Source organism: Hymenobacter sediminicola (assembly GCF_014250515.1).
GTDB lineage: Bacteria > Bacteroidota > Bacteroidia > Cytophagales > Hymenobacteraceae > Hymenobacter > Hymenobacter sediminicola.
Genome location: NZ_CP060202.1, coordinates 1,575,668 through 1,600,867, shown reverse-complemented (window position 1 = coordinate 1,600,867; position 25,200 = coordinate 1,575,668). Strand labels below are relative to the sequence as shown.

The window sequence follows — 25,200 nt, the reverse complement described above, 5'->3', positions numbered from 1 at the left end:
GGCAACTTATGTGGCTGGCTCGGCAGGTTGTTTCGGGCGGTTGCGCTGGCACTTCTCCCCGCAGTACTTCACCTCATCCCAGCTGTTGCGCCACTTCTTGCGGTACTCGAACGGCCGGCCACAGGTGAGGCATACTTTGGTGGGCAGATTGCTCTTGGTGGGCTTTTTCGGGCTGGACATGGGACGGTATTTTGTATTGCGCAAACCTGCCGGCCAGCAAATAGTTGGATGGCTTCGCTAGTGCGGCGCAATCTTATACGAACCTACCACCGCCGCTTTCCCGTATCCGAAAGCAGATACTATCGTCTTATCCGCTACCGCTACATGGCTCCTTTCCGAATTTCTCCTCTTTTTACTCGCTTGGCCACGTCTGTTCTGCTAGGCAGCCTGCTTATCATGGCCTGCAACGACAACGATGACCGTGTTCCGCCGGACCCCGTGCCGCTACCGGAAGTCGTGGCTTTCACGCAGCCGAATCTCTACCCCGAAGGTGTGCAGTACGATGCCAAAAACAGCCGTTTCCTGGTGGGCTCGCAGACGGCCGGTACAGTAGGTTTTGTGCAGGACGATGGCAGCTACACGGCGCTGTCCAGTGATGCGGCGCTGGTTTCCAGCATTGGTATGCACCTAGACGACAGCCGCAACCGGCTGCTAGTGGCTGTTTCAGACCCCGGCTACAATAAGCAACGCACCTTGGGCACTACACTGCGCAAACTGGCCCGCCTCGTTATTCTCAACCGCGACAATGGCCAGCTGGTCCGTAGTGTAGACTTGGGCGGATTGAGCTCGGCGCCCAACCATTTTGCCAACGACATTGCAGTTGATGGGCAGGGCAATGCTTACGTAACCGACAGCTTCGCCCCTGTCATATACAAAGTAGATCCGCTGGGTGTGGCCACTATCTTCCTGGAAAACAGCCGGCTGGGAGCTCCGGCCGGGGCATTTGGGCTCAATGGCATCGTGTTCCACCCGGACGGCTACTTGCTGGTGGCCAAGTCCAATGAAGGAGCCCTGTTCAAAATACCGCTGGCCAACCCCAGCAGCTTTACCCGCGTGACAACCAGCCAAAACCTGCAGGCCGCCGATGGCCTGCTGCTACAGGACAACAACACGCTGCAGGTCGTGACGAACTCGCAGGCCAAAGTGTACCGCCTCACTACCACCGATGCGTGGGCCAACGCTACCACTAGCGGCACTTTCACAACGCAGCCCCAATACCCTACCACGCTGGCCCGTCGCGAAGGTGCTGACAGCTATGTGCTCTATTCCAATCTCAACGCCCTGCAAGCCAATCAGCAGCCTCCGGTAGCGCAGTTCAGCATCGTGAAAGTGAAGTTTTAGACGTACTGAAGCTTCCCAGTCAGTTGGTTTCTACGCCCACAAAAAGGGCCGCCCTTCATCGGGGCGGCCTTTTTCTATGAATTAGTATTTCAGTGCATTACTGCGTTAGGCGTTGGCGCAATTCTCGGACCTCGCGCTCCAGTTCCAGGTTCCGGAATGTCACTTTCACTTCCAGATCAGAGTAGGCGCGTTCCAGTTCCTGTTCGCGGTGGCGCAGGGCAAATTCGGTTTCCTTCTGCTCCTGAATATCGGTGCAGGTGCCGTACCATTGTTTTATCTGCCCGTTTTCGTCGAATTGAGCCTGTGCCTGGCCCAGAAACCAGCGGTAGCCCCCCTCTTTGGACTTGAAACGGTATTCTATTTCGTAGAACTCCCCGGTTGCCAGCGAATGGCCCCACACGTCGCGGGCACGCTGTCGGTCGTCGGGATGCAGCAGGTTGTTCCACATATCGGGTCCCACGCTGTCGGCGAGGGTGTAGCCCGTGAAGTCCGTCCAGCGCTGGTTGAAATAGGTGTGCGAACCAGTAGCGTCCGTGAACCAGACCAGCTGCGGGATAAAATCGGCCAGAAAGCGCAGTTGTTCATCAGCTTGCTGGCGCAGTTGTTCCTCGTTGGAAATAGATGCGGTATTCATGCAATGGAAAGCTTAACAGGGCCGGGCGAGCTGAATTTCCATGCCCGACTGAAAGTAAAGGTTGAGTTGACTATGCTGGCCATCGGTAGAGCGGCGCAGCCGTGTAATCAGGGCGCGGGTACCTTCCTGCAGTAGCTGCAGTTCCAGATAAGGCCGGTTCAGCAAGGAGTCGCGCTCCATGCTCCAGTGGCCCGAATCCTGCAGCTCAGGCGCTTGCACCTGCACCGTCCCTGGGCGCAACAGAAACTTTGTGGCCCGCGCCAGCGACGTATCGGGGCTGTTACGGTTCAGTACCCGGTCAGCCACGCACCAGTCGCCGGTGAGGTATTCCTCGGGCATCTGCTGCAAGTTGACATCGAATAAGACTTCAGACATAAAATGAGGGTAGGCGGAAACAACGGTAGTACATCTTCATCACAACCCAACAGCTATATGCGTATTGCTGCCAAGGCATAAAACTATGAAAGAGTTCAATTATTCCGTCATTTTCAGTACGTAAGCTGGGCAGTATCTTTATACTCAGTTCGTTGATTTATTCCACCACATCGTATGCTCAGTAACGCACGTTCCCTATTCCGATTCGCTAAGCTTTTTGGCCAGAGGCTTTGGAACGCCAGCGCTGTTGAGCAGCCCACTAACCAGCCCCTGCCGCCACAGCGAAAACACGGAGTAGCGCAGCTCCCGCCGGGAAGTAATCTGCCCGGATTTCAGAGGTTGGCCCGTTTGCCGTGGGTTGTTATCGCGCAGAAAGATGCCATTGGCCAGCGACGTTTCTATGCGGTGCAGCACACCGCGCTTGTTCTTTTTATTGAGTAGGTCCAGCTTCAGGTCACGGTATTCGGCCCACATGGTACCCAGCACCTGCTGCCGGTCTAGCTGCATCTCGAACCGGATATGCTGAACCTGGCCGCTTCTGAACCGGATACCACGTGTAGGCACCACCATGGGGTTCAGGGCGGCCAGCGGCGTGGCCGTGAAGCTGCCCTGCAGCGTATGCCGGCCGTTGGGGTCGAGCAGATTGGCTTGCAGCACCATGCGGGCGCGGCTTTGCTTCTGGAGCACGCCCGTTGCCTCGCCCGTAAGCGGGTGCGCTGCGCTCATCCGTTGGGGGTCGTTGCTGAAGTTGCGTAGGGTGCCCGTGAACTGCTGAATGGCCATCACGCCGGGCTGGGCGCTGCGTGGGGAACGGTAGCTCATCCGGATGCCGGCATCCTGAATACGCACTTGGCGCACATCAACCCGGAACGGCAGCCGGCCAATAGCATCGGGGGTAGCCACAGAGTTGTTAGGGTTGATAGGAAAGCGCCCGTCACTCATCGTCACGATGCGCCCTCCTTTCAGTTCCAACTGGCGAGCCAGCAGGCTGCCTTTGCGCAGCAGCGCGGCAAAGTCAAGCGCCTGCACATTCAGCTCAGGCAGCCGGACGGTAACGTGGGCAGTTTGGTGTCCTTTGCGCCGCGCCAGCTCCGCTACTGTCATGGTGGGCGTTACTCGCACCATCCGGAGCGCCAGTAGCCCGCGGCGCGTATCAGCCCGCAGTGCCTCACAAGCCAACTGATAATAGGGGGCATTGAGCGAGGCATAAGCGCGCCCGGTACGTAGGGCCCAGGCACGGGCGTAATACAAATAGCCTGGAGCATTGTAGGTTTGGGAGTTGAGGCGCAGGTCGGTGCCGGTCAGGTAGATGTCGTACACCGCTGGGGCCCACTCGGTACCAGCCACCCGCACGCTGGCTCCTGCTACCCGCACCCCATTCACCAGAACACGCGGCAGAAAGGCGGCCAGCAGCTTGTGCGGCGGTGGTGGTGCCACGGTGGGGAGCGTGACAGCCAACCGCCCGCGCAACAACACCAGCGAATCGGCGCGGAGGGTTCCGCGGGCCAGAGCCGCCGCCCGCAGGCCCAGCAGCTTAGCGTCGGATACGTCCAGATCAATGCGGGCTTCGGAGGTGCGCTGTGAACTTATAGGCCGCAGCGGAACCACTCGAAGGCTACCTACCAATGCTTGTTGGGAGTCGGAAGAGAAAGTGCCGCGCTGTACCTGTATCAGATGACCGGGCACTCGTGCTACTACCCTATTTACATCCAGCTGCACCTGCCTGGCGTAGCCGAGCCGGCTGGTATCGGCGGCACCTGCGGCGCTTAGCAGCAAGTCTCGGACCTGTAAGGTGGCCTGTTCAAGATGTCCTTCGGCCCGTTGCAAAGTACCGTAGCGCGCCCGCACATGCCGTAGCGCCACAAAGCCTACTTGCAGCCCCGGCAGCCCAAGCGGCAAACGAGAATAAAGCGGTTTTTCAGGACCGGATGTGGCTGGCAGCTTTGCCAGTCGCAATTGCGCAGAATCAGCTACTACACTATCAACAGGTACTACTTGCCGCCGCAGGATAGCCAATAGCCCCACACCATGCACCCGCAGCTCCTTCAGGTCGAGGCGAAGATCCGGCAGAGCGGCTGTGTCGGCTGGGGCGCCAGTGCGGGTGAGCAGTTGCACTCCCCGAGCGGTAGCACTGCGCTTCCAGAGACTGGTTTCCAGCTCTTTGACGGACAGCTCGTAGCGGCCGTTGCTGGCTTTTGTCACCTGTCTTTCCAGCGCACGCCGCAGCCAGGGGTCCAGAAAAAACACCACGGCTACCACGGCAGCTACTACCAGCCCCAGCAGAAGCCACAGGACGGTTTTGCCCCACCGGCGGCGCGGCGCAGTGGTGGCAGGAGCAGCGGAAGAGACGGTTGATGAAGCAGACACAGATGGGTAATAGCCATCCGCTTACGGAAAGCAACCCAACATGGCTGCGTCAGGCCGGTTTTCGTTGGGCCTGAACACCCACGGCGGGCCCGCGGCGGCGTATACCGCCGGATAGGCTACCTTAGCCGCCAGGTCTTCTATTTTCTCGTGTTCCTGCTATGGCGCCTCCCACTTCCTACCCAGGCAACGCCCTGCTAGCCTCCTTCCACTGCCCTTACCAACGCTACAACAGTCCGGCGGCTAGTATACCTTCCGGCCAAAGCAGAGGTAGTACTGCTCAGCAAACCCTGCGTGTGTTGTGTGGCCAGACCGGAACTTTCACGGCAGTCATCTAGGCCCAAGCCAACCAATAGTGTGTGTTACCTGTTAGAGAACCAATGCTCGCCATCACCTCCCTTCTGAATACCCAGAGCGCGGAGCGTATCAACCGCCTCATCAAAAGCCTGGAAACCGAGTTTGGGCTCGACGACGTGCAGGCTACCCCCGACCCGCACATCACCTACCAGCTGGCCGGTGTGCGCAAGCTCTCGGCCCTGAAACAGGTGCTGCGCGACGTGGCGCGCTCCACACGCCCCTTTGTGGCTCATACCACCGGGCTGGGCGTGTTTCCGGGACCTAATCCGGTTATTTACATTCCGGTGCTGCGCTCCGATGACCTCAACCAGCTGCATCACCGCATTCTGCAAGTAACGGTGCCGTTGTGCCTGCGCACCGACAAATTCAGCGGGCCCGACTGCTGGCTGCCGCATATTTCCCTGGCTCTGCACGATACCACACCGGAGCTTCTGGGTCCTGTGATGCAGTACCTCAACCAGCACACCTTCAACCTGAAACTGACCATAAACAATATTGCCATTCTGCGGCAGGAAGGCGAGCTGTTTGTGCAGGAAAAGCGCTTTGCTTTTGAAGGGCATAAGCATGATCTGGTACCTACGCTATTTGAGAGGCCCACACCGCAGCAGGGAAACCCGGAGCTTTCCTGCGAGGCCTAATCGGCTGGCAATGCAATTTTTCGCACGGTGGCGCGGCATTTCCGCAGTTGCCGCCGACCTTTACCGCTCAACTCTCCACCTCACCTACTGATTTCTGCTTATGTACTCAACCGTACTGCTGCTACACTCCTGGACGCGTTGGCTCGTCCTCGTTTTCGGACTGATTGCCCTTTTCCGAGCTTTTTCGGGCTGGCAGGGCCGCAAACCCTTTGTGGGTGCCGACAATGGCATGGGCGCTGCTTTCGTGGGTTCTATGCACCTGCAGCTGCTGCTCGGTCTGATCTTGTATTTCGGTCTGAGCCCGTTCGGAATGAAGGCCTTTGAAACGGCCGGCGGCGCCGTGATGAAAGACCCAATAGGCCGCTTTTGGGGCGTTGAGCATCTAGTAGGTATGCTACTGGCTGTGGTAGCCGCGCAGGTCGGCCGCACACTGTCCAAAAAGGCCGTTGACCCCATCATCAAGCACAAAAAAGCCTTTACCTGGTTTCTGATTGCGCTGCTGCTGGTGCTGGTGATGATTCCGTGGGGAATCTGGAATCCGGAGCGCCCTGCGTTCCGCCTCTAGGCACTGCGAGTTAACCTTAATAAAAAAGCCCCCTGAACGACTTCAGGGGGCTTTTTTATTAACGCTAACCAGCTGCTTACAGGAACATGCCGCCCGAAGCCTCCAGACGCTGAGCATTGATCCAGCGCGCGTCTTCGGTGCATAGGAAGGCTACCACTGGCCCAATATCATCGGGCAGGCCCACGCGGCCCAGCGCCGTGACGCTGGCCAGATGCTTATTGATCTGCTTGTCGTCGCGGACCCGGCCGCCCCCAAAGTCGGTTTCAATAGCCCCTGGCGCTACAATGTTTACCGCAATACCGCGGCTTCCCAACTCCTTCGCCTGATAGCGGGTCAGTACCTCCATAGCCCCTTTCATGCTGGCATAAGCCGAGGAGCCAGGATTGGCAAACCGCGCCAGACCTGACGAGATATTAATGATGCGGCCTCCGTCGTTGAGGAGCGGCAAAGCCTTTTGAGTCAGGAAAAACGGCCCTTTGAGGTGAATATTCACCATGTCATCGAACTGCGCCTCGGTGGTGTCGGCAAACAGGGCATACAAGGCCGTGCCGGCGTTGTTGATCAGGAAATCAAACCGCTCGGCCGCGAAGCTTTCGTGCAGTACAGTTTTTACCTGGCCGAAGAAACCATCGAAGGTTGCGGGAGCGGAAGCATCCAATTGCAGGGCGGCGGCTTTGCGACCCTGCGCTACAATTTCGGCTACTACGGCGTCGGCTTCGTCTTTCCTGCTGTGGTAGGTCAGCATGACATCAATGCCTTTGCCGGCCAGACTCAGTGCCATGTTCCGGCCAAGTCCGCGGCTACCGCCGGTAATGAGGGCTATTTTGTTGGTGCTCATGGGAAATCTTAGGTTACGTGATACCGCAAAGTTCCAGAGAATGAGCCGCTGTTTTCTGGTGAGTAGTTCAGATTAAATGGTGACAGGTTCCGATGTTGCAACCCGCCGCGCAGCCCACAGCTCTTCCCGATATTGCTTGGGCGTGACGCCCACGAAGCGTTTGAAGAACTTCGTAAAGTTGGAGGGGTCGTAAGTGAGGCGGGCCGCTACCTCGGCCGCTGTCAGGCGCGAGTTGGCCAGCAACTCCTTAGATGCGGCCACCAGTCTGCGCTCAAAAATGGCACAAGGCGCCTCGCCGGTAGTGAGCTTCAGCGTGTTGCTAAGGTGCGTGGGATGAATGCAGAGCTGACCAGCAAAATCTCTGATTTCCAGTGCTTCTGTAGCATGGCCGGCCAGTAATTCGTCGACGTGGGCATGCACGAGGCGAGTGAAATCAGCCGTTATTTCGTGCTGGCGCGCCAGAATCTTTTTCGGGATGGGTGTCGTTGCCATGATTTTCTAAATCCAATGCACCTGCGTATTGTTCGTGCCCCGAACTGTGCGAGGTAACTACCGCCGGTAGTTGGCCCGTAGACACTTTGGTTGCCCAAGTTGGTTTTACCCTCTTTCTAACGCAACAACACAATTACGGTGGCTTTCTGGAAAAACGAAAGGGTATGCTCCTTCGCCGTGAGGCTCTGTAATTCGCAATCCGAAGATTTACTGCCTTTTTTGTAGTTCCGTATCAGTTGGAGCCACTGCTGCACAGTGGCCATTAATTGCTCTCACGGTCCTTGCTGCTATTTCTTGTTTCATTGGCGGCAGCCTCATCTGCGCCACCTTTAGTTCTTCTGCTTTTGCGCACAGCTCCTCTCCTCGTTCTGCTTTTCCTGATGTGTCTGGGGGTTTTCGGCCAGAGCAAAGTCCGTAAAGTGGTGGCCCGGCGCGGCGACGGAGTTCAGACGCTGCTGCGCCGCTACGGCCTGATCTCCAGCCAGCAACAGCAGAAATTCAAGGAGCTGAACAAAGCGGCGCTGGCGCCCGGTGGCGGCTTGGTGGCAGGCCGTAGCTATTTGTTGCCGCCCGCTGTTTCAGCGGCTTCTCGCCTTAAAGCCACCAATCCTACGTCGCACGGCCAAAGCACTACTCCCCTGCTCACCGCTAACCTGTTCGGTCCCAGCTACAGCCCCGTCCCTATCCGCGACAGGGCACTGCGGGGGGCCGTGTATTATCTCTCGGCGGGCCACGGCGGCCCCGACCCGGGTGCCATTGGGCAGTACGGTTCTTACAAGCTGGCCGAAGACGAATATGCCTATGACGTAACCGTGCGGCTGGCCCGTGTGCTGATGGAGCATGGCGCTACGGTATACGTGATGGTGCAGGACCCCAACGACGGTATCCGCGACGCCAACGTGCTGCCCATGGACTACGACGAGGTGACCTATCCGCGCCAGAAGATTCCGCTGAGCCAGCTGGGCCGCCTGCGCCAGCGCATTGCGCAGGTAAACAAGCTCCATGCCCACCACAAAGGTGCCTACCAGCGGCTGCTGGCCCTGCACGTAGATAGCCGCAGCGCGGGCCAGAACATCGACGTGTTTTTCTATCATCATGCCAACAGCCAGACGGGCCTGCGGCTGGCCAAAAACATTCACAAGGTGTTTACGGACCGCTACAAGCGCGCTCAGCCCAACCGGCCGTACTCCGGCAACGTGTCGGTGCGGAGCAGCCTGTATGAGGTACGTACCAGCCACGCGCCGGCCGTGTTCATGGAGCTAGGCAACATCCGCAACCAGAAAGACCAGCGCCGCTTTGTGGTGCCGGATAACCGCCAAGCTTTGGCCAACTGGATTTGTGAAGGCCTGATTGCCGACTACACCCGCCGGTAGAGTACCATTAGGGATTCATCAGCAGGAACAGCAAGTTGTGGTAGAGGATGCCCTGCTCACCGTCATGGATGCCATCGAGGCCGGCGTCTTCCATCAAGGCTTCCACTTCCTCATAATCCCGCAGAAAGTCGATTTCCAGTTCCTCTTCGCCGGGAACCTGCGTGTGCGTCAGGTAGCGGCGTTTGGGCTCCAGCGTAATAAATAGCTTCTGGTATTTGGTCTGCGCGATGAGCAGCGCCTCGCAGGAAGTCACCGTATCGTCGTCGGTGTGCAGATAGACCGTCGTTTTTTCGGCCTCAGTCGTGTGCTGCAGAAAGCTGTACGTATCGATGCTCATGGCGAGGAAAGTAAGGTGGCCCAGGGCCCGAAGGTAACATTCGTCCGGCAGGTCGGCGGGGCGGCCGGGGTGCGTGGCAGGCAAGGCAGCAGAATGGCCCTCCCGGAGAAAAGCTACCTTCGGGGCAAATTCCAACCTTCCCACCCACCCCACCCAGTTGTCATGACTACCCCCCAAGACCACGCCTGTATCAACGGGCAGCGCCTCCACCCCGAGAGCCTGATGATGAGCTACGGCTACACGCCTGCCTGGAGCGAAGGCGCCATCAAGCCGCCCATTTTTCAGACCTCCACCTTCGTTTTCAGGAATGCAGAGGAGGGCAAAGCCTTCTTCGAGTTGGCCTACGGACTGCGCCAGCAGGGCCCGGAGGAGGAAATGGGCCTGATTTATTCGCGCCTGAACAATCCTAGCCTCGAAATTCTGGAGCACCGCCTTTGCCTCTGGGATGGGGCTGAGGAGGCCGCTAGCTTCGCCTCGGGCATGGCAGCCATCAGCACCACCCTGCTGGCGCTGCTGCAGCCCGGCGACGTAGTGCTGCACTCCGAGCCCGTGTACGGCGGCTCCGACTTCTTTCTGAAAAACGTACTGCGCAAGTTTGGCATTGAGGCCCAGGGCTTCCTGCCCACCGCCACGCCTGAGGAGCTGGCTGCCCAGGCCGCGGCCATTGCGCCAGGCCGCTTGGCCATGATATTCGTGGAAACGCCCGCCAACCCTACCAACCACCTCGTAGATCTGGAAGCCTGCGCCGCGCTGGCCCGCCAGTACAGCACGCCCGATAAGCCGGTGCGCTTTGTGGTTGATAATACCTTTCTGGGACCCGTGTTTCAGCACCCGCTCAAGCATGGCGCCGATGTAGTGCTGTACTCGGCCACCAAGTTTCTCGGCGGCCATTCCGACCTGATTGCGGGCGCTGCGCTCAGCAGCAAGGCGCTGATGAAGGAAATCAAGGGCATGCGCACCTTTATGGGTACCATGTGCGACCCCAATACCGGCTGGATGTTGATGCGCAGCCTCGAAACCCTGAAACTGCGTATGGAGCGCGCCGCCACCTCGGCCCAGGTTATTGCCGACTGGCTGCGTGCGCACCCGCTGGTAGCGCGCACCTACTACCTCACGCACCTGGAGCATTGCCCCGTGCAGCAGGACATCTACCGTCGCCACTGCCTCTCGCCCGGCTCCATGATTTCGTTCGACATTCGGGGCGGCGAGGCCGAAGCCTTCCGCTTCCTGAATGCGCTGCGACTTATTAAGCTGGCCGTGAGCCTGGGCGGTACCGAAAGCCTGGCCGAGCACCCTGCCACCATGACCCACTCCGACATTACGCCCGCCGACCAGCTGGAAATGGGCATCACCTCCCAGATGATTCGCCTGAGCATCGGCGTAGAAGACGCGCAGGATTTGATGCTGGACCTGAGCCAGGCGTTTGAGGCCGTGGGCATGCCCAAAGAAGTACGCGTGGCAGAACTGGCCTAAGCAAACACTTACACTGCTTCTCCAATTGAATTTTGGTGTGCGTTCATAATTCTTTCTGGTAGTTTGTAAAAAGCCAGCCGCTGAACTTCAGCGGCTGGCTTTTTGCTTGCGGCGCCCTGAATAAGTGACTTCCTGTTAAAAACATTCATCTTTGAATATATGGAAGCCACGTCTACCCCCCTTGTTGCTCTCGCCCCGGAGCTTGCTGATTCGGCTCATGCCGCGCCAGGCCACGCATCAGACCACAGCCCGGCGGCCTGCCTGAACTGCGGCATGCTGGTATCGGACCGCTACTGCGGCCAATGCGGGCAGGATGCACACCACACGCACCGCTTTACGATGCGCTATTTGCTACTGCACGATTTGCCGCACAGCATCTGGCACGTCGATAAAGGGGTGCTCTACACTATGCGACAGATGCTCACGCGCCCCGGTTACGCCATTAGGGAGTACCTGGCGGGCCAACGGGCACAGCACTTCCGGCCCGTGACCTACTTACTGCTGCTCGGTGGCCTAGGGGCACTGCTGATGTCGGCGCTGCACTTGCAACCCATTCCGCCCGAGCAGGTAGCCGACACGCCCAAAGTGCTAGTGCTAGCAATGGACCGCTACATGGCCACAATCTATAAATATCCAACCCTGATTTATACCGTGCTGCTGCCTCTCAATGCACTGGTGGCATGGCTGCTGCTACGGGCCACGCGCTACAACTACGCGGAAATGCTGATTGGTCAAGCCTTTGTTACGGGTACCCTCACGTTGCCGGCTGTAGTGCTCACTATACCGCTGCTGCTGCTGGCGAAAGAAGTGCCTGAAGCAAGAAGTTTGTCGCTGCTTACGCTGGTTCCTTCCGTAGTGTACCCTATTTGGGTGTATTGGCAGATGCAGGCCCACACACGGCTATCAGCTACTAGCCGGAGCCTGCGGGCTGTGGGTGCTTCGCTACTGCAACTCTTAGTCTTGATACTGGCTTGCTCTGCCTACATAACCTTTCTGGTGGTGTCGCTGCTGCGCCAAGACCCTAGCTTACGCCAGGATCTGCAAGCCAAGATGAAACCTAAGACCGCTTCTACCCAAGCTGCTCCGGCGCGCCCTTAGCGCTGCTCATTTTGGCATGCTATAGACGTATTCTGCAAAAAGTCCGTCACTGGATGCAGTGGCGGGCTTTTTTGTGGAGTAACCAGTGGAATTTATGTACTGATCCTGCACACAGCTTAGCTGGAAGATATTGCTTGGGTGTTTGCTACAACCGCCCAACTATCCTTCTATTGGCTTGGCATACCAGCCCACAATTACTAATTATATAAATATCACTATAAAACCAGACCTTAATAGCAATAATTCGTATGCGGCTGTATTCTCATCCTTTTACTCCCAAAGCCCATGAGCCAGAACCTATTAGAGCTTGCGCAAAACTACTTTGGCGGCGACACCGTCCGCCAAACCAGCACCGCGCTGGGCGAAAATGAAAGCGGTATCGGCACAGCACTGCGTAGTATTATCCCATTGGTGCTGGGCGGGCTGTTTGCTCGCTCGCAGCAGCCCGGTGGCTCATCAGAGTTGTTCGGACTAGCCAACCAGGCGCACAGCAGCGGTATTCTGGGCAACCTGAGCAGTCTGCTGGGCGGCATGAGCGTAAATAGCTCGGCACCAGCCTCCGATGGTGGGTTGCTGAACAAAGGAGCCGAAATGCTGCGCTCCGTATTTGGTTCGCATTACGCTACCGCTGTAGAAGGCGTGAGCCAGCAGGCCGGAGTGCGCACCTCTACCACCAGCAGCCTGATGAACATGGCAGTGCCGGTAGTACTGGGCCTGTTAGGCAAGCATACGGCGGAAAACCACCTCGATGCCAACGGATTCGGCAGCTACCTCAATAGCCAGAAGGGCAGCATCATGGGGGCTCTGAGCAGCCTGCCAGGCGGCCTAGGTACTGTGCTTTCCGGCCTGGGCCTGGGAGCCGCGGCTACGGGCATGGGCAACGCGGCCAGTGCTACGGCCCACAATGTTGGCAATACCGTTTCGGCGGCTGCTAACCGCACCGGCGACGCGGTCCGCAACACTGCCCGCGACGTAGAGACGGTAGCCTCTACCCCTAGCCGGTGGCCGTGGCTGCTGCTGCTGCTTGCTGTATTGGCGGCTCTCTTTTACTTCATGCGTGGCTGCAACAAGGAGCCGGAAACTGCTACCTCAACAACCACCGAAACCACCATGACGGACACCACCACGTCTGTGGCTGCGGCGCCAGCAGCGGCGGCTGCCACCGGCCGCTACGACGAGGCCAGTGGCAACTACATCTACGATACGGGTGCTAATACCGACATCACGCTGCCCGATGGCACAGTCCTGAATGTAGGTAGCAATTCGTTTGAGTCGCGCCTTTTCAACTTCCTGAACGACGCCAACCAAACGGTCAGCGACGACAAGACGCAGGGCTGGATGAGCCTCGACAGGGTGTATTTCAACACGGGTAAATCGACGCTGACGGCGGAGTCGCAGGCGCAGCTGAAGAACATGGCTGCCATCTTGAAGGCTTTCCCGAATGCGGCCGTGAAACTAGGCGGCTACACCGACAATAAAGGTGCCGCCGACATGAACCTGACGCTAAGCGCCGACCGGGCCAACGCCGCCCGCAAAGCGGCCATGGACAACGGCATTGATGCCAGCCGCGTGACGGCCGAAGGCTACGGCCAAGAACACCCCATTGCCTCTAACGACACACCCGAAGGACGCGCCCAAAATCGGCGCGTTGACGTGCGCGTAACCAAGAAGTAGACCTAGCTTATTACCCCGAAAAAGCCCGCCGCTGAAGTTCAGCGGCGGGCTTTTTAATACCCTTGTGCAATGGCTCAATCGTCCGGCTATTACCGAGTAACGATTAAATTGTAATGGCTTTGTCCCTAGCATCCTAAACCGTAAGGGCATTTCATTGGCGCGAGTAATACGTGGTAGAGCGGCTCAGGCGTAGGCGTCATTTGGCACCGCCGGGCGCCTGGGAGAGTTTACTCTGCCTGAAAAGAAGAAATATACAGTGTCTGTCGGCACGTCTATTACACACTACACAGAAGATGGATGAAGACCTTGTTCTTTTAGAGTTAAATGCGCGTTGGGGCTGCGATATTCCTTTTGGATGGATTCCCATGACAGGAGACTACAGCATACCCGATACTGAAATCTACTATTTTGAAACTTTCAATAACATGATAGGAGAAGTAAGTCGTGTCATTAACAGGATTTACACCGATAAAGTATTTGAAATTGTGGAGGGGGGGCTCTGTAAGCACTCGGCATCTAAATGACTGCTTTTTAGGTTACAATGGCCTTGAGCATTTGTACACCAATGCTACCTTCGACTACGTGCTCTACTTTTCTCATGAAGGGACAGTTACTGTAGGTGGCAGGCAACTGCTTGAAGAAATTCATAGGCTTTTGCCTGCATACCAGAGCCACTTGTGGACTGGTGAGCTTCTGTAAAATTCAGGCTTACCGTAGGCCATAAAAAAGCCCGCCGCTGAATCCAGCGGCGGGCTTTTTTTATGGCTTATGACATTTATTGCCCCAGCACCATAGCAAATACCAGCGGCGCTACAATCGTAGCATCCGACTCGATGATGAACTTGGGCGTGTCCTGACCCAGCTTGCCCCAGGTGATTTTCTCGTTCGGCACGGCACCGGAGTAGGAGCCATACGACGTGGTGGAATCCGAAATCTGGCAGAAGTAACCCCACAGCGGCACACTGGTGCGGCCCAGGTCCTGGTGCAGCATCGGTACCACGCAAATCGGGAAGTCGCCGGCAATGCCGCCGCCAATCTGGAAGAAGCCTACTTTGCTTTCTTCCGTGGCCTGCTTGGTGTACCACTCGGCCAGGTAAATCATATACTCGATGCCGGTGCGCACGGTGTGCACGTTCTTGATGTCGCCCGAAATGACGTGGCCAGCGAAGATGTTGCCCAGCGTGGAGTCTTCCCAACCGGGGCAGATGATGGGCAGATTTTTCTCGGCGGCAGCCAGCATCCAGCTGTCCTTGGGGTCAATCTGGTAGTACTGCTCCAGCTCACCCGATTTCAGGATCTGGTAGAAGAACTCATGAGGGAAGTACTGCTCACCAGCCTTGTCGGCCTTTTCCCAGAACTTCAAGACCGAGTGCTCCAGGCGGCGCATAGCCTCTTCCTCCGGAATGCAGGTGTCCGTCACGCGGTTCATGTGGCGCTCCAGCAGGGCCTGCTCGTCGGCGGGCGTCAGGTCGCGGTAGTTGGGCACCCGCTCGTAGAAGTCGTGGGCTACCAGGTTGAAGATGTCCTCTTCCAGGTTGGCACCCGTGCAGCTGATGATTTGCACCTTGTCCTGACGGATTAGCTCGGCCAGCTGGATGCCCATTTCGGCGGTGCTCATGGCACCAGCGAGGGTAATCATCATCTTGCCACCTTCCGCCAAGTGCTTATTGTAGCCTTCGGCGGCATCAATCAGGGCGGCGGCGTTGAAGTGGCGGTAGTGGTGCTTGAGGAAGTTCGTTACGTTCATCGAATCGTGGTTCAGAAGTAAATGGGTGTCGTGTTCTATCAAAAAAGGCCTCGGAATCGTTCAATACGTTACTCGTATATCGAAGATTCTGAATAAGGTGCCATTGCGGCTGGGTTGCTCACAAAAGCAAGCTTCGCCGCAGTACTTGGTCAGGAGGTGAGAGCAGAAGCAGATGGACGTTGGGCCATAGCACTTTGCTTTATGATATACTCCAAAAGCTGCTCCGGGTTAAGGTCAACGCCACTCAGGTTTACGGAAAGCATAGTGAAGCCCAAGGCCTTATTGGCACTGGCCAGCCGGCGCTTCAATGGGGAGAGGCGGCTACTGTATGCTTGCTCATCGCGCACTTGCAAGCAGATAAAGAATTCCTGGTTGATAGACTGTACATAGGCTCCCGTAATGTCGGCCCAAGGAATCAGTCCCACACCTAAAGTTCGGTCCAGGATGCCTTCGTCGGAGATTTGCAGCCGAGGGCGGGTATCAAAAAACTGCCAAGCTCCAACGGCAGCGCAGGCCCCAAAAAAGGCAATGGTTACCAATCCCAGCCCCCATTTGCCTTCTGTCACAATCATGAACACCCCCATGGCGACAAACGCTAGTCCAGCCAAAGCTAACAGCGCATAACGCTTGCGGGAGTTGTAGTAAATCAGGTCTTCAGCCATGACGCAGAACCAGCCTAGCTGGGCTGTTCGATCATCAGATTGTGGTTGGTGTAGATGCAGATGTCGGCGGCAATGTGCAGGGCATCTTCTACCATCTGGCGGGCCGTGAGGTGGGGCGCATGCTTTTTCAGGGCCAGCGCGGCGGCCTGGGCATACATGGCGCCCGAGCCGATAGCAGCTACGTCGGAATCAGGTTCCAGCACGTCGCCGGTGCCGGCAATGATGAGCAACTCGTCCTTGTCGCAGACCACCATCATGGCTTCCAGCTTGCGCAGGTACTGGTCTTTGCGCCACTCCTTGGCCAGCTCAATGGCCGCGCGACGCAACTGGCCACCGTAGCCGTTAAGCTTTTCTTCAAACTTATCGAGCAGCATGAAGGCGTCGGCAGTGGAGCCAGCAAAACCAGTCACTACTTTGCCATCCTGCAGCTTGCGCACCTTGCGCACATTGCTCTTGGCCACGTGCTTGTCCATGGTAGCCTGCCCGTCGGCACCGAGGGCAATTTCGCCGTTGTGGCGCACGCCGAGCACGGTTGTGGAACGTATTTTCATATAAGGAAGAGGGTTTGCCGTTAGCGGCCGTGTCTAATGAAACCATCTGGCCTCTGCTCAGAAACGGGGCTGCAATTTAGCGAAGTAAACCGACCATCATCTTCCATCTACGCCGCAGCTCAGTTGCGGCTATTTCCTCGTGCTGTGTATGGCGAATGGCACTGACCGTCGAGGGTAGACTAAGGAGCAGCTCTACTCTACTGACTGCATGTGTCTACTGACTGCATGTGCTCTGTACGCGTAGCTTCCCACCCCAGTAGTGCCTGTTTGCGGGCGCTTCCCCAGCGGTAGCCGCCAGGGCCGCCGTGCTGCTGAATCACCCGGTGGCAGGGAATCAGGTAGCCGATGTGGTTGGCCCCTACCGCTCCGCCTACCGCCTGGCTTGCGCCGGGCTGCCCAATAGCCGCTGCTACGTCGCGGTAAGAAACCAGCGCACCAGCCGGTATCCGGAGCAATGCTTCCCACACTTTAATCTGAAAGTTGGTGCCCTTCAGCAGCAGCGGCAGTGGCTTATTGCGGACTTGTTCTGCTGCAAAAAGCTGGGCCGCAACGCTACCTGTTTCGGCAGAATCTGATTGTAGGGTAGCGCCCGGCCAGGCAGCACGCAACTGATTCAGGGCCGCTTCCCAGTCAGCTGCCGGCTGGAATGTGAGGCCGCAAATACCCCGGTCGGTCAGGCTGAGTAAACATTCGCCGAAGCGAGTTGGGTGAAATCCGTAGCGAATAACCAGTCCGGCAGCCTGCCCCCGATACTCCGCTGGCGTCATGGCTTCGTAGGTCACAAACAAGTCGTGCAGCCGCCCGGCCCCCGACAAGCCCGCCTGGTAGGCGGCGTCCAGCACACTGCCTGAGTCAGCCAATATCTGCCGGGCATATTCTTTGGTAAGAAACCGCAGAAACCGTTGTGGGCTGGTTCCTGCCCAGCGCGTGAACAGGCGGTTGAAATGAAACGGGCTCAGGTGCACATGGGACGCAATATCCTCAAGTGCAGGCTGTTCCATGAAGTGCGCTGCAATGTATTCAATGGCCTGCTCCACGCGGGCATAGTCCAGTTCAGCTTGGGATTGTGACATAAGAAACGTGCTTGATGCTACACAAAACTACCGCACCAGCCTCCTGGCCTCAACCCGATTCTTGCGGACTTTCCCGAAGCACAGGTACCAGCGTCTTGTTCCGCTATGCGAGGCCCAGAACGTGTGGCTAGCAAACAGCAAAAAAGCCGGCCCTTGCAGGTCGGCTTTTTTGATACTATCCCACTCAACTTATCAGATGAGCATGCGCATGGGGTCTTCCAGCAAGCTTTTCAGCGTCTGCAGGAAGGCGGCGCCAGTAGCACCATCCACTACGCGGTGGTCACAGGAGAGGGTTACTTTCATAACGTTGCCGATGGCCAACTGTCCGTCTTTCACGACGGCCGTCTGCTTGATGCCGCCCACAGCCAGGATGCAGGCATCCGGTGGGTTGATGATGGCCGTGAATTCCTCAATGCCAAACATACCCAAGTTGGAAATGGTGAAGGTGCTTCCCTCCCACTCGGCGGGTTGCAGCTTCTTGCTCTTGGCTTTGCCGGCCAGTTCCTTCACCTCAGTAGCAATAGTGGAGAGGCCTTTGCCGTCGGCGTTGCGCACTACAGGCACCAGCAGCCCTTCGTCCACGGCCACGGCTACCCCGATATTCACCACCTTGTTCTGGCGGATTTTGTCGCCGAGCCACGACGAGTTTACAGCAGGATGCTGCTTCAGAGCCACAGCTGCCGCTTTGATAACCAAGTCGTTGAAGCTGAGCTTCACCGGCGACAGAGCATTGAGCTGGGTACGCACTTCCATCGAGCGGTCCATCAGAATTTCCATCGTCAGATAGAAATGAGGAGCCGTGAAGAGGCTTTCCGACAGCCGGCGGGCAATAACCTTGCGCATCTGCGACACAGGAGTGTCGGTGTAGGTGCCCTCGGCGGCAGCTGGGGCCGGAGTAGCAGCCGGGGCAGGTGTAGCTTCGGCTTTGGGTGCTTCAGCAGGAGCCGGGGCCGCAGCGGGAGCAGCGGCCGGCTGAGCAGCAGGAGCTGCAGCAGGCTGGGCCGTTTCCAGGTCGCGGGATACAATACGGCCGTTTTCACCGGAGCCTTTTACGTTGCTCAGGTCGATGCCCTTGTCTTTGGCAATGCTTTTGGCCAGCGGTGAGGCGAGGATGCGGGTGCCAGCAGGAGCCGGCGCAACCACCGTAGCCGATGCCGCAGGAGCGGCCGCCGCTGGCGCCGGAACAGGTGCTGCAGCAGTTGGAGCTGGAGCAGCCTCAGCTGGAGCTGCTTCTGGCGCGGGGGCCTCGGCAGCAGCCGGTGCAGCACTGCCGCCTGACTGACCACCCAATAGGGCCTGCACGTCGGCTCCTTCTTCACCGATAATAGCCAAGATACCGTCTACTACTACCGACTCTCCATCCTTGGGGCCAATGTAGAGCAACGTACCATCCTCGTAGTTTTCGAGTTCCATCGTGGCTTTGTCGGTTTCGACTTCGGCCAGAATGTCCCCTGATTTCACTTTGTCGCCTACCTTCTTGAGCCAGGAAGCAATAGTACCTTCCGTCATCGTGTCGCTCATTTTGGGCATCCGGATAACGGTGGCTTTTTTGCCATTGCTAGCTGCAGGCGCCACTGGAGCGGCTGCAGGAGCAGCGGCTGGGGCAGCAGGAGCTGGAGCCGGGGCTTCCGCTTTAGGCTCTTCGGCTTTTGGAGCTTCAGGAGCCGGGGCTTCAGGTGCTGGGGCAGCTGCCGCGGGAGCCGCCCCATTGCCGCTGAGCAAAGCAGAAATATCTTCGCCTTCCTGGCCTACAATGGCCAGCACACCGTCTACAGGCACGGCATCACCTTCTTTCGGACCGATATGAAGCAAGGTGCCGTCCTCGTAGTTTTCGAGTTCCATCGTAGCCTTGTCCGTTTCGACTTCGGCCAGAATGTCCCCGGATTTCACTTTGTCGCCTACTTTTTTGAGCCACGAAGCAATGACCCCCTCGGTCATCGTGTCGCTCATTTTGGGCATTTTTATGATTTCGGCCATCTGCGTCTGCGGTTGAATTGAGTGGGGTCAAAATTAGCCCGAAAATCCGGGGGTGCAAACGAAACTCTGTGTTCCGGAAAGACCTTCGACTAAGCGAATTTTCGCCTGCACGGGTTTAAACTGCTTTTTCACTGGTCAGCCCACCCGCAGGGCCCGCTTGCTTCGGGCCTGTTTGAGGCGCCTGCATGGGGGTCGGCAAGCTCTTTCACTATGCCGCCAGCTTCCCTGTCACGCGGTTGTTTCCTGCAGGTGCGCCACATCCAGAAAACTACTCACCGTGAACATGCCACCTGAATAATGCAGCCGATACAGGCATAAGTTGCGGTGCTCAAATGAGTCCATGTGGTGCAGCGGGTAGTTGAGCAGCTGGCAGAGCAGCACCCGCATGGCGCGGCCGTGCATACACACCAGCACCGTTTCTTCTTCGGGCCGCGCTTTCAGCAACTCAATGAACGGGCGCTGGCGGGCAGCTACTTCGTCGGGACTCTCGCCACCAGTAAGGCGGGCGTGGGTCTGGCCGGCGCCCCACTGGTCTAGCACGCCTTGGTATTCGGCGTCTTCTTCAGGTGTGATGCGCGTTCCTTCACGCACGCCCCAGCTGATTTCGTTCAGGGCTGTATGCTGCTCGTGCGGCAGGCCCATATCCAGAAACCCTTGCACCGACTCGTGGGTACGGCGTAGCGCCGAGGTGTAAACTTTGTCGAATGGCAGGTGCGCATAGGCCGCGTGAAAACGCGCCGCCTGCCGGCGACCTGCTTCGTTCAGGCTCGAATCAACGCCGCTGCCCTGCACGATGCCGCGCACGTTGAAATCGGTTTGGCCGTGCCGGATAAGGTATATTTTTTTGACGCTCACTTTCCCGCTAGCTTTGCTGGTTTGGGGGCAAAAGTAGTTTCTCACCCCCCAAATCCCTGATTCGACATCTTTTTCTCTGCCAATGGACACCGAACGCCTTTCTCCTGATCTGGCCCAGCTCAATGCCTGGTGCCGCAATACGCTGGGCGAGCACCTGGGTATAGAGCTGACGGAAGTAGGTGAGCGGACGCTGACCGGCCGCATGCCTGTTGACCACCGCACCCACCAGCCCATGGGCCTGCTGCACGGTGGCGCCTCGGTGGCCCTGGCCGAAACCCTGGGCAGCATCGGAGCTCAACTGCAGGTGGATATACGGAAGAAGGCTTGCGTGGGGCTGGAAATCAATGCCAACCACCTCAAAGGCGTGCATTCGGGCTATGTGGTGGGCCGCGCTACGGCGCTACATGTGGGGCGCAGCACGCAGGTCTGGGAAATCCGGATTACGCACGAGGAAACGGGCGTGCTGGTCTGTGTAAGCCGGATCACCATGGCCGTCATCGATTTGCCACCTGCGGCCCAGCCTCAGGCATGAGAAGCCGCCTGACCTGGCCCGGCACGAGCTCTGCACCGGAGCGGCTACGGCAACTGGTGGCGTTTGCGCTGCAGCACGGGTTGCCCGTAGCCCTGTGGCGCCTGCCGAATGCTGAGGCAGTGCAACTGTGTTTGAGCTTTTCGGCGGAGGCTGCTCTCATTGGATTGACGCCGGCCCTGGAGCCTACCGCGCCGGCCGGTTTCGCCTTCTTCCCCTTCCGCGACACCGACCATAACCCCGCCCTTTTCCTACCGGCCGATGTGGTGTTCAATACAGAACACCTAGAACTGCTGGAGGTGAACGAGGACGCGGAAGGAGCCGACACCTTGGCGCCCGCGCTGCTGGAGTGGCTCAATCCAAACTCTTTTTCTGCTCAGCAGTATAATCCGTCCCTTCCCTGGCATATCAGTCCGCAGCCGGTACCGCACATGGCACCGCAGGAAGAATATGCTGCGCTGGTGCGGCGCAGCGTGGAGGCCATAGAAAACGGTGAAGTGCTGAAAGTGGTAAGCAGCCGGGCCGCCAGCCAGCCGCTGCCGCCTCACTTCGATGCCCTGAACGCCTTCCTGGAGCTGACCCGCCGCTATCCTACCGCCTTCTGCTCTCTGGTGAGTGCACCCGGCGCCGGTACGTGGCTCGGCGCTACCCCCGAAATACTGGCCCAGGTAACGCAGGATGGCAAATTCTGCACGATGGCGCTGGCCGGCACGCAGCCGCTGCAACCGGGCCACAAACCCAGTGAAGCCATCTGGCGGCAGAAGGAAATTGAGGAGCAGGCCCTAGTGGCACGCTACGTGGTGAGCTGCTTCAAGCAGTTGCGCCTGCGCGACTACCAGGAAACCGGGCCGCGCACGGTGGCGGCCGGCGAGGTGCTGCATCTACGCACCGATTTTATGGTGGACCTGCGCAAGGTACCGTTTCCCACGCTCGGCACCGATATGCTGCGGCTCCTGCATCCGACGTCTGCCGTGGGCGGCATGCCCCGGCAGGCAGCCCTGGACTTTATCGAGAAGCACGAAGGCTACGACCGAGCGTATTACAGCGGCTTTCTGGGCCCTGTAAACCTGCCGCAACCCGGCGCGGCTCACCTTTTCGTGAATTTGCGGTGCTTCCAGCTACGTCCTACCGAGGCCATTCTCTACGCCGGCACCGGCCTCACTATAGACTCCGACCCTGCCCGCGAGTGGCAGGAAACGGAGTTGAAGTTGCGCACGGCCGGGGCTATTCTGCATGAGTAGTTAAGGTTGTTTTCAACGTGGTCAAGTGCTGCCATCGGGGTTGATAAGGCAGTTACTTTTTTCTCTTCCGCCGGTTATCTGTTCCTATGTCGCTGCAAGCCATCCACAACATCCCCGAAATCTGCGCCCAGCTGGGTATCACGGACGTGGTGCTTTCGCCCGGCTCCCGGTGCGCGCCGCTCACCATTGCGTTTGCGCGCCACCCAAGCATACAGGTGCGCACGGTGCCAGATGAGCGGGCCGCGGCCTTCATCGGGCTGGGGCTGGCGCAGGCACAACGGCGGGCAGTAGCGCTAGTGTGCACTTCCGGCACGGCTGGGCTGAACTACGCGCCGGCCGTGGCCGAAGCCTACTTCCAGCAGATTCCGCTGATAGTTTTCACTGCCGACCGGCCCCCGGAGTGGGTAGATCAGCTTGATGGCCAGACCATCCGGCAGGCTGATTTGTACGGAGCCCACGCCAAAGGCTCGTTCCAGTTTCCGGCCGACACGTCTCATGCAGATGCGCAGTGGCATGCCGCGCGCATTGTGTCGGAGGCCATTGGGCTGGCTGAGCAGTTTCCGGCCGGACCGGTGCAGATTAACGTGCCGCTGAGGGAGCCGTTCTACCCTAAACCCGGCGAGGAGCTGCGGTTTGAAGCGGTGAAGGTGACGCGCGAGCTGCCCGGGCGGCCGCAGCTGCCAGCCACCGCGCTGGCCGAGCTGCGCGACGCTATCCGGAGTACCAGCCGCGTGCTGCTGGTAGCCGGCCAGCACCCGGCCGATACGGAGCTGCTGCTGGCTTTGCACCGCTTTGCCGCCGCCTTCCAGGTGCCGGTAGTGGGCGACCTGATTGCGAATCTGCACCTGCCTGCCGCGCCCGACTACGACCAGCGTCTGCGCCCGCTGGGCCGCCAGGACGTGTTTATGGCGGTGCCGGAGCCGGGCCTGAAGGAAGCCCTGAAACCGGAGCTGCTCATCACCTTCGGCCAGTCGCTCATCTCCAAAGCCCTCAAGCTGTATCTGCGCAACGCCCGGCCGGCTCAGCATTGGCACATTCAATCAGCCGGCCCCGTAGCCGACACGTTTCAGTCGCTCACGAAAGTGGTGCGCATGGAGCCAGCAGACTTTTTCGCCGCGCTAACGGAGATGCCTGGCACAACGGAGAGTATAATAGGCTCAAAGTCCTCAGATCCAGGTTCGATTCCTAGCGGGACCACCACTTCTACCGGTTCAGCTTCTTACACGACCACACCCAACCACACGGCCGCGCAGGACGCCACGCGCGTAGCCCGACCCGCTGCTCCGGCCGGAACGCCGCGGCTGGTGTGGCCCGGCAGCGGCGGGCAGCTCAGCGACACTGAGGCTTTGGCCAAAGCGGCTTATCTCAAGCCCTGGCTGGCGGCCGAGAACTGGGCTACCGGGTTTCTGCAGGACTTTATGCGGGCGCCAAAACAGCCCTTCAACGAATTTACGGCCATTTACCACGCCCTGCAGCAGCTTCCTGACCGTACGGCGCTGCACCTGGCCAACAGCATGGCTGTGCGCTACGCCAATATTCTGGGGGTGCCGGCCGGCCGCTTCGTGGAGGTATTTGCTAACCGCGGCACCAGTGGCATTGATGGGTGCACGAGTACGGCTGTAGGGGCGGCACTAGCTCAACCCGGCCGGCCGGTGGTCCTGCTGACCGGCGACGTGGCTTTCTTTTATGACCGGAATGCCTTCTGGCACAACTACGCCACGCCCAACCTGCGCGTGATTCTGCTCAACAACCACGCCGGTGGCATTTTCCGTCTCATTGACGGACCGCGCCAGCAACCGGAGCTGGAGGAGTTTTTCGAGACGCGCCAGCCACTTACGGCCGCCAATACGGCGCGGGATTTCAACCTGCGCTACCTCACAGCTCAGAGCTTCGCGGAGCTGGAATCGGTGCTACCCGTTTTCTTTGCACCCGAATCCGGCGCCAGTCTGCTCGAAATCACCACCGACAGCAAGACCAACGCCGAGTTTTTCGAACAGTACCGCGCCGCGGTAAAGTCATCTTTTGCGTAATACCATGCCGTTGTCATCCTGAGCCTGCGAAGGACCTTATGCACTTCCCACGAGTATCGTCACAACGACTCGCAGTGACATAATCAGGTCCTTCGCAGGCTCAGGATGACAGGTATTTTTGTTTCTCTTTTCCTCTTTCCTTATGGCCGAACAACTTACCTGGACCCCTATCAAGGAGTTCCGCGAAATTCTCTTCACGCAGGCTGGCGGTATCGCCAAAATCAGTATCAACCGCCCGCAGGTGCACAATGCCTTCACCCCGCTCACGGTGCAGGAGATGATTGAAGCCATGGATATCTGCCGCAACCGCACGGATATCGGCGTCATCATTCTCACTGGCGAAGGCGGCAAAGCCTTCTGCTCGGGCGGCGACCAGAGCGTGCGTGGCCACGGCGGCTACATCGGCGAGGACACCGTGCCGCGCCTGAACGTGCTGGATCTGCAGAAAATGATTCGCTCCATCCCGAAGCCGGTGGTAGCCATGGTGGCTGGCTGGGCCATTGGTGGCGGGCACGTGCTGCACGTGGTCTGCGACTTGAGTATTGCCGCCGATAACGCCCGTTTCGGCCAGACTGGCCCGAACGTGGGCTCGTTTGACGGTGGCTTTGGCGCCTCCTACTTGGCCCGCGTGGTAGGCCAGAAGAAGGCCCGCGAAATCTGGTTCCTCTGCGACCAGTACGACGCCCAGGAAGCCCTCGACATGGGTCTAGTGAACAAGGTAGTGCCCCTCGACAAGCTGGAGGAAACCACGGTGGCCTGGTGCCACAAGATTCTGGAGAAAAGCCCCTTGGCCCTGCGCATGCTAAAATCCAGCTTCAACGCGGAGTTGGACGGCCAGGCCGGTATTCAGGAACTGGCTGGCAACGCCACCTTGCTCTACTACCTTTCGGAGGAAGCCAAAGAAGGCAAAAACGCCTTCATCGAGAAGCGCAAGCCCGACTTCTCGAAGTACCCCAAGTTCCCATGAGCCACTGCA

General features: G+C 58.5%; 25 protein-coding genes. 12 read left to right on the top strand and 13 right to left on the bottom strand.

Annotated features, from left to right (window positions below):
* Positions 1–6 precede the first annotated feature (6 nt).
* On the bottom strand, positions 7–180 hold the full coding sequence (locus H4317_RS06835; RefSeq protein ID WP_185889379.1) for a DUF2256 domain-containing protein: 174 nt from the start codon (positions 178–180) through the stop codon (positions 7–9).
* Between the two features lie 180 nt (positions 181–360).
* Here H4317_RS06835 and H4317_RS06830 point away from each other — a divergent pair, with 180 nt between their 5' ends.
* Positions 361–1,341, top strand: a complete 981-nt coding sequence (locus H4317_RS06830) for an SMP-30/gluconolactonase/LRE family protein (protein WP_185889378.1) — start codon at positions 361–363, stop codon at positions 1,339–1,341.
* A 97-nt stretch (positions 1,342–1,438) separates the two neighbouring features.
* On the opposite strand, the gene H4317_RS06825 is transcribed toward H4317_RS06830, so the two are convergent.
* The 3 genes from H4317_RS06825 to H4317_RS06815 form a co-directional block, all read right to left on the bottom strand.
* The gene (locus tag H4317_RS06825) at positions 1,439–1,975 is read right to left on the bottom strand and encodes a PAS domain-containing protein (protein WP_185889377.1); all 537 of its coding nucleotides are present in this window, start codon (positions 1,973–1,975) and stop codon (positions 1,439–1,441) included.
* A 12-nt stretch (positions 1,976–1,987) separates the two neighbouring features.
* On the bottom strand, positions 1,988–2,350 hold the full coding sequence (locus H4317_RS06820; RefSeq protein WP_185889376.1) for a hypothetical protein: 363 nt from the start codon (positions 2,348–2,350) through the stop codon (positions 1,988–1,990).
* Positions 2,351–2,545: 195 nt separating this feature from the next.
* On the bottom strand, positions 2,546–4,717 hold the full coding sequence (locus tag H4317_RS06815) for a DUF748 domain-containing protein (protein WP_185889375.1): 2,172 nt from the start codon (positions 4,715–4,717) through the stop codon (positions 2,546–2,548).
* A 377-nt stretch (positions 4,718–5,094) separates the two neighbouring features.
* Between H4317_RS06815 and H4317_RS06810 the strand changes: the two genes are divergently transcribed.
* Both H4317_RS06810 and H4317_RS06805 read left to right on the top strand, forming a co-directional pair.
* Positions 5,095–5,709 (top strand): 2'-5' RNA ligase family protein, encoded by a 615-nt coding sequence (locus H4317_RS06810; protein ID WP_185889374.1) that lies wholly within the window; start codon positions 5,095–5,097, stop codon positions 5,707–5,709.
* Between the two features lie 100 nt (positions 5,710–5,809).
* Positions 5,810–6,274, top strand: coding sequence for a hypothetical protein (locus H4317_RS06805; RefSeq protein ID WP_185889373.1), 465 nt, complete (start codon positions 5,810–5,812; stop codon positions 6,272–6,274).
* 76 nt (positions 6,275–6,350) lie between these two features.
* On the opposite strand, the gene H4317_RS06800 is transcribed toward H4317_RS06805, so the two are convergent.
* Complete coding sequence (locus tag H4317_RS06800) at positions 6,351–7,112, bottom strand: SDR family oxidoreductase (RefSeq protein ID WP_185889372.1); 762 nt, start codon at positions 7,110–7,112, stop codon at positions 6,351–6,353.
* Positions 7,113–7,184: 72 nt separating this feature from the next.
* Positions 7,185–7,604 (bottom strand): helix-turn-helix domain-containing protein, encoded by a 420-nt coding sequence (locus H4317_RS06795; protein WP_185889371.1) that lies wholly within the window; start codon positions 7,602–7,604, stop codon positions 7,185–7,187.
* A 344-nt stretch (positions 7,605–7,948) separates the two neighbouring features.
* Here H4317_RS06795 and H4317_RS06790 point away from each other — a divergent pair, with 344 nt between their 5' ends.
* Positions 7,949–8,977: an N-acetylmuramoyl-L-alanine amidase family protein gene (locus H4317_RS06790; protein ID WP_260625847.1), complete on the top strand. Its 1,029-nt coding sequence runs from the start codon at positions 7,949–7,951 to the stop codon at positions 8,975–8,977.
* Positions 8,978–8,984: 7 nt separating this feature from the next.
* On the opposite strand, the gene H4317_RS06785 is transcribed toward H4317_RS06790, so the two are convergent.
* Positions 8,985–9,398: a hypothetical protein gene (locus tag H4317_RS06785; RefSeq protein WP_185889370.1), complete on the bottom strand. Its 414-nt coding sequence runs from the start codon at positions 9,396–9,398 to the stop codon at positions 8,985–8,987.
* Between the two features lie 78 nt (positions 9,399–9,476).
* On the opposite strand from H4317_RS06785, the gene H4317_RS06780 reads away from it, so the two are divergent.
* The 4 genes from H4317_RS06780 (at position 9,477) to H4317_RS06765 (ending at position 14,083) form a co-directional block, all read left to right on the top strand.
* Complete coding sequence (locus H4317_RS06780) at positions 9,477–10,787, top strand: cystathionine gamma-synthase family protein (RefSeq protein ID WP_185889369.1); 1,311 nt, start codon at positions 9,477–9,479, stop codon at positions 10,785–10,787.
* Between the two features lie 159 nt (positions 10,788–10,946).
* Positions 10,947–11,885: a DUF3667 domain-containing protein gene (locus H4317_RS06775; RefSeq protein ID WP_185889368.1), complete on the top strand. Its 939-nt coding sequence runs from the start codon at positions 10,947–10,949 to the stop codon at positions 11,883–11,885.
* A 285-nt stretch (positions 11,886–12,170) separates the two neighbouring features.
* Positions 12,171–13,559: an OmpA family protein gene (locus tag H4317_RS06770; RefSeq protein WP_185889367.1), complete on the top strand. Its 1,389-nt coding sequence runs from the start codon at positions 12,171–12,173 to the stop codon at positions 13,557–13,559.
* Between the two features lie 293 nt (positions 13,560–13,852).
* Entirely contained in the window at positions 13,853–14,083 is a 231-nt protein-coding gene (locus H4317_RS06765; protein WP_185889366.1) for a hypothetical protein, read from the top strand.
* A 251-nt stretch (positions 14,084–14,334) separates the two neighbouring features.
* On the opposite strand, the gene H4317_RS06760 is transcribed toward H4317_RS06765, so the two are convergent.
* The 6 genes from H4317_RS06760 to H4317_RS06735 all read right to left on the bottom strand — a co-directional run bounded on the left by H4317_RS06760 (position 14,335) and on the right by H4317_RS06735 (position 20,424).
* Positions 14,335–15,306, bottom strand: coding sequence for a deoxyhypusine synthase family protein (locus H4317_RS06760; protein ID WP_185889969.1), 972 nt, complete (start codon positions 15,304–15,306; stop codon positions 14,335–14,337).
* Between the two features lie 149 nt (positions 15,307–15,455).
* Complete coding sequence (locus H4317_RS06755; RefSeq protein WP_185889365.1) at positions 15,456–15,968, bottom strand: STM3941 family protein; 513 nt, start codon at positions 15,966–15,968, stop codon at positions 15,456–15,458.
* Positions 15,969–15,982: 14 nt separating this feature from the next.
* The gene (gene hslV, locus H4317_RS06750; RefSeq protein ID WP_185889364.1) at positions 15,983–16,519 is read right to left on the bottom strand and encodes an ATP-dependent protease subunit HslV; all 537 of its coding nucleotides are present in this window, start codon (positions 16,517–16,519) and stop codon (positions 15,983–15,985) included.
* Positions 16,520–16,716: 197 nt separating this feature from the next.
* A complete protein-coding gene (locus H4317_RS06745) occupies positions 16,717–17,592 on the bottom strand; it encodes a bifunctional transcriptional activator/DNA repair enzyme AdaA (RefSeq protein WP_185889363.1) in 876 nt (291 codons plus the stop codon).
* Positions 17,593–17,784: 192 nt separating this feature from the next.
* Positions 17,785–19,569 carry a pyruvate dehydrogenase complex dihydrolipoamide acetyltransferase gene (locus H4317_RS06740; protein WP_185889362.1) on the bottom strand — a complete coding sequence of 595 codons (1,785 nt, stop codon included), beginning with the start codon at positions 19,567–19,569 and terminating at the stop codon, positions 17,785–17,787.
* A 228-nt stretch (positions 19,570–19,797) separates the two neighbouring features.
* Positions 19,798–20,424: a histidine phosphatase family protein gene (locus H4317_RS06735; RefSeq protein WP_185889361.1), complete on the bottom strand. Its 627-nt coding sequence runs from the start codon at positions 20,422–20,424 to the stop codon at positions 19,798–19,800.
* Between the two features lie 82 nt (positions 20,425–20,506).
* Between H4317_RS06735 and H4317_RS06730 the strand changes: the two genes are divergently transcribed.
* From H4317_RS06730 to menB, 4 genes are all read left to right on the top strand, one after another.
* Positions 20,507–20,956 (top strand): hotdog fold thioesterase, encoded by a 450-nt coding sequence (locus H4317_RS06730; protein ID WP_185889360.1) that lies wholly within the window; start codon positions 20,507–20,509, stop codon positions 20,954–20,956.
* Positions 20,953–22,194, top strand: coding sequence for a chorismate-binding protein (locus H4317_RS06725; RefSeq protein ID WP_185889359.1), 1,242 nt, complete (start codon positions 20,953–20,955; stop codon positions 22,192–22,194). Before H4317_RS06730 ends, H4317_RS06725 begins: the two co-directional genes overlap by 4 nt.
* A gap of 86 nt (positions 22,195–22,280) precedes the next feature.
* Positions 22,281–24,224, top strand: a complete 1,944-nt coding sequence (gene menD / locus H4317_RS06720; RefSeq protein ID WP_185889358.1) for a 2-succinyl-5-enolpyruvyl-6-hydroxy-3-cyclohexene-1-carboxylic-acid synthase — start codon at positions 22,281–22,283, stop codon at positions 24,222–24,224.
* Positions 24,225–24,366: 142 nt separating this feature from the next.
* The gene (gene menB, locus H4317_RS06715) at positions 24,367–25,191 is read left to right on the top strand and encodes a 1,4-dihydroxy-2-naphthoyl-CoA synthase (protein WP_073284434.1); all 825 of its coding nucleotides are present in this window, start codon (positions 24,367–24,369) and stop codon (positions 25,189–25,191) included.
* Positions 25,192–25,200: the final 9 nt, after the last annotated feature.

Bases quoted from the DNA above. Each gene is read 5' to 3' on its own strand.
- H4317_RS06820 (WP_185889376.1), bottom strand. From the start codon at position 2,350: ATGTCTGAAGTCTTATTCGATGTCAACTTGCAGCAGATGCCCGAGGAA.
- H4317_RS06795 (WP_185889371.1), bottom strand. From the start codon at position 7,604: ATGGCAACGACACCCATCCCGAAAAAGATTCTGGCGCGCCAGCACGAA.
- H4317_RS06725 (WP_185889359.1), top strand. From the start codon at position 20,953: ATGAGAAGCCGCCTGACCTGGCCCGGCACGAGCTCTGCACCGGAGCGG.
- menD (WP_185889358.1), top strand. From the start codon at position 22,281: ATGTCGCTGCAAGCCATCCACAACATCCCCGAAATCTGCGCCCAGCTG.
- menB (WP_073284434.1), top strand. From the start codon at position 24,367: ATGGCCGAACAACTTACCTGGACCCCTATCAAGGAGTTCCGCGAAATT.
- H4317_RS06835 (WP_185889379.1), bottom strand. From the start codon at position 180: ATGTCCAGCCCGAAAAAGCCCACCAAGAGCAATCTGCCCACCAAAGTA.
- H4317_RS06740 (WP_185889362.1), bottom strand. From the start codon at position 19,569: ATGGCCGAAATCATAAAAATGCCCAAAATGAGCGACACGATGACCGAG.
- H4317_RS06780 (WP_185889369.1), top strand. From the start codon at position 9,477: ATGACTACCCCCCAAGACCACGCCTGTATCAACGGGCAGCGCCTCCAC.
- H4317_RS06745 (WP_185889363.1), bottom strand. From the start codon at position 17,592: ATGTCACAATCCCAAGCTGAACTGGACTATGCCCGCGTGGAGCAGGCC.
- H4317_RS06805 (WP_185889373.1), top strand. From the start codon at position 5,810: ATGTACTCAACCGTACTGCTGCTACACTCCTGGACGCGTTGGCTCGTC.
- hslV (WP_185889364.1), bottom strand. From the start codon at position 16,519: ATGAAAATACGTTCCACAACCGTGCTCGGCGTGCGCCACAACGGCGAA.
- H4317_RS06770 (WP_185889367.1), top strand. From the start codon at position 12,171: ATGAGCCAGAACCTATTAGAGCTTGCGCAAAACTACTTTGGCGGCGAC.
- H4317_RS06755 (WP_185889365.1), bottom strand. From the start codon at position 15,968: ATGGCTGAAGACCTGATTTACTACAACTCCCGCAAGCGTTATGCGCTG.
- H4317_RS06825 (WP_185889377.1), bottom strand. From the start codon at position 1,975: ATGAATACCGCATCTATTTCCAACGAGGAACAACTGCGCCAGCAAGCT.
- H4317_RS06760 (WP_185889969.1), bottom strand. From the start codon at position 15,306: ATGAACGTAACGAACTTCCTCAAGCACCACTACCGCCACTTCAACGCC.
- H4317_RS06775 (WP_185889368.1), top strand. From the start codon at position 10,947: ATGGAAGCCACGTCTACCCCCCTTGTTGCTCTCGCCCCGGAGCTTGCT.
- H4317_RS06810 (WP_185889374.1), top strand. From the start codon at position 5,095: ATGCTCGCCATCACCTCCCTTCTGAATACCCAGAGCGCGGAGCGTATC.
- H4317_RS06765 (WP_185889366.1), top strand. From the start codon at position 13,853: ATGGATGAAGACCTTGTTCTTTTAGAGTTAAATGCGCGTTGGGGCTGC.
- H4317_RS06800 (WP_185889372.1), bottom strand. From the start codon at position 7,112: ATGAGCACCAACAAAATAGCCCTCATTACCGGCGGTAGCCGCGGACTT.
- H4317_RS06730 (WP_185889360.1), top strand. From the start codon at position 20,507: ATGGACACCGAACGCCTTTCTCCTGATCTGGCCCAGCTCAATGCCTGG.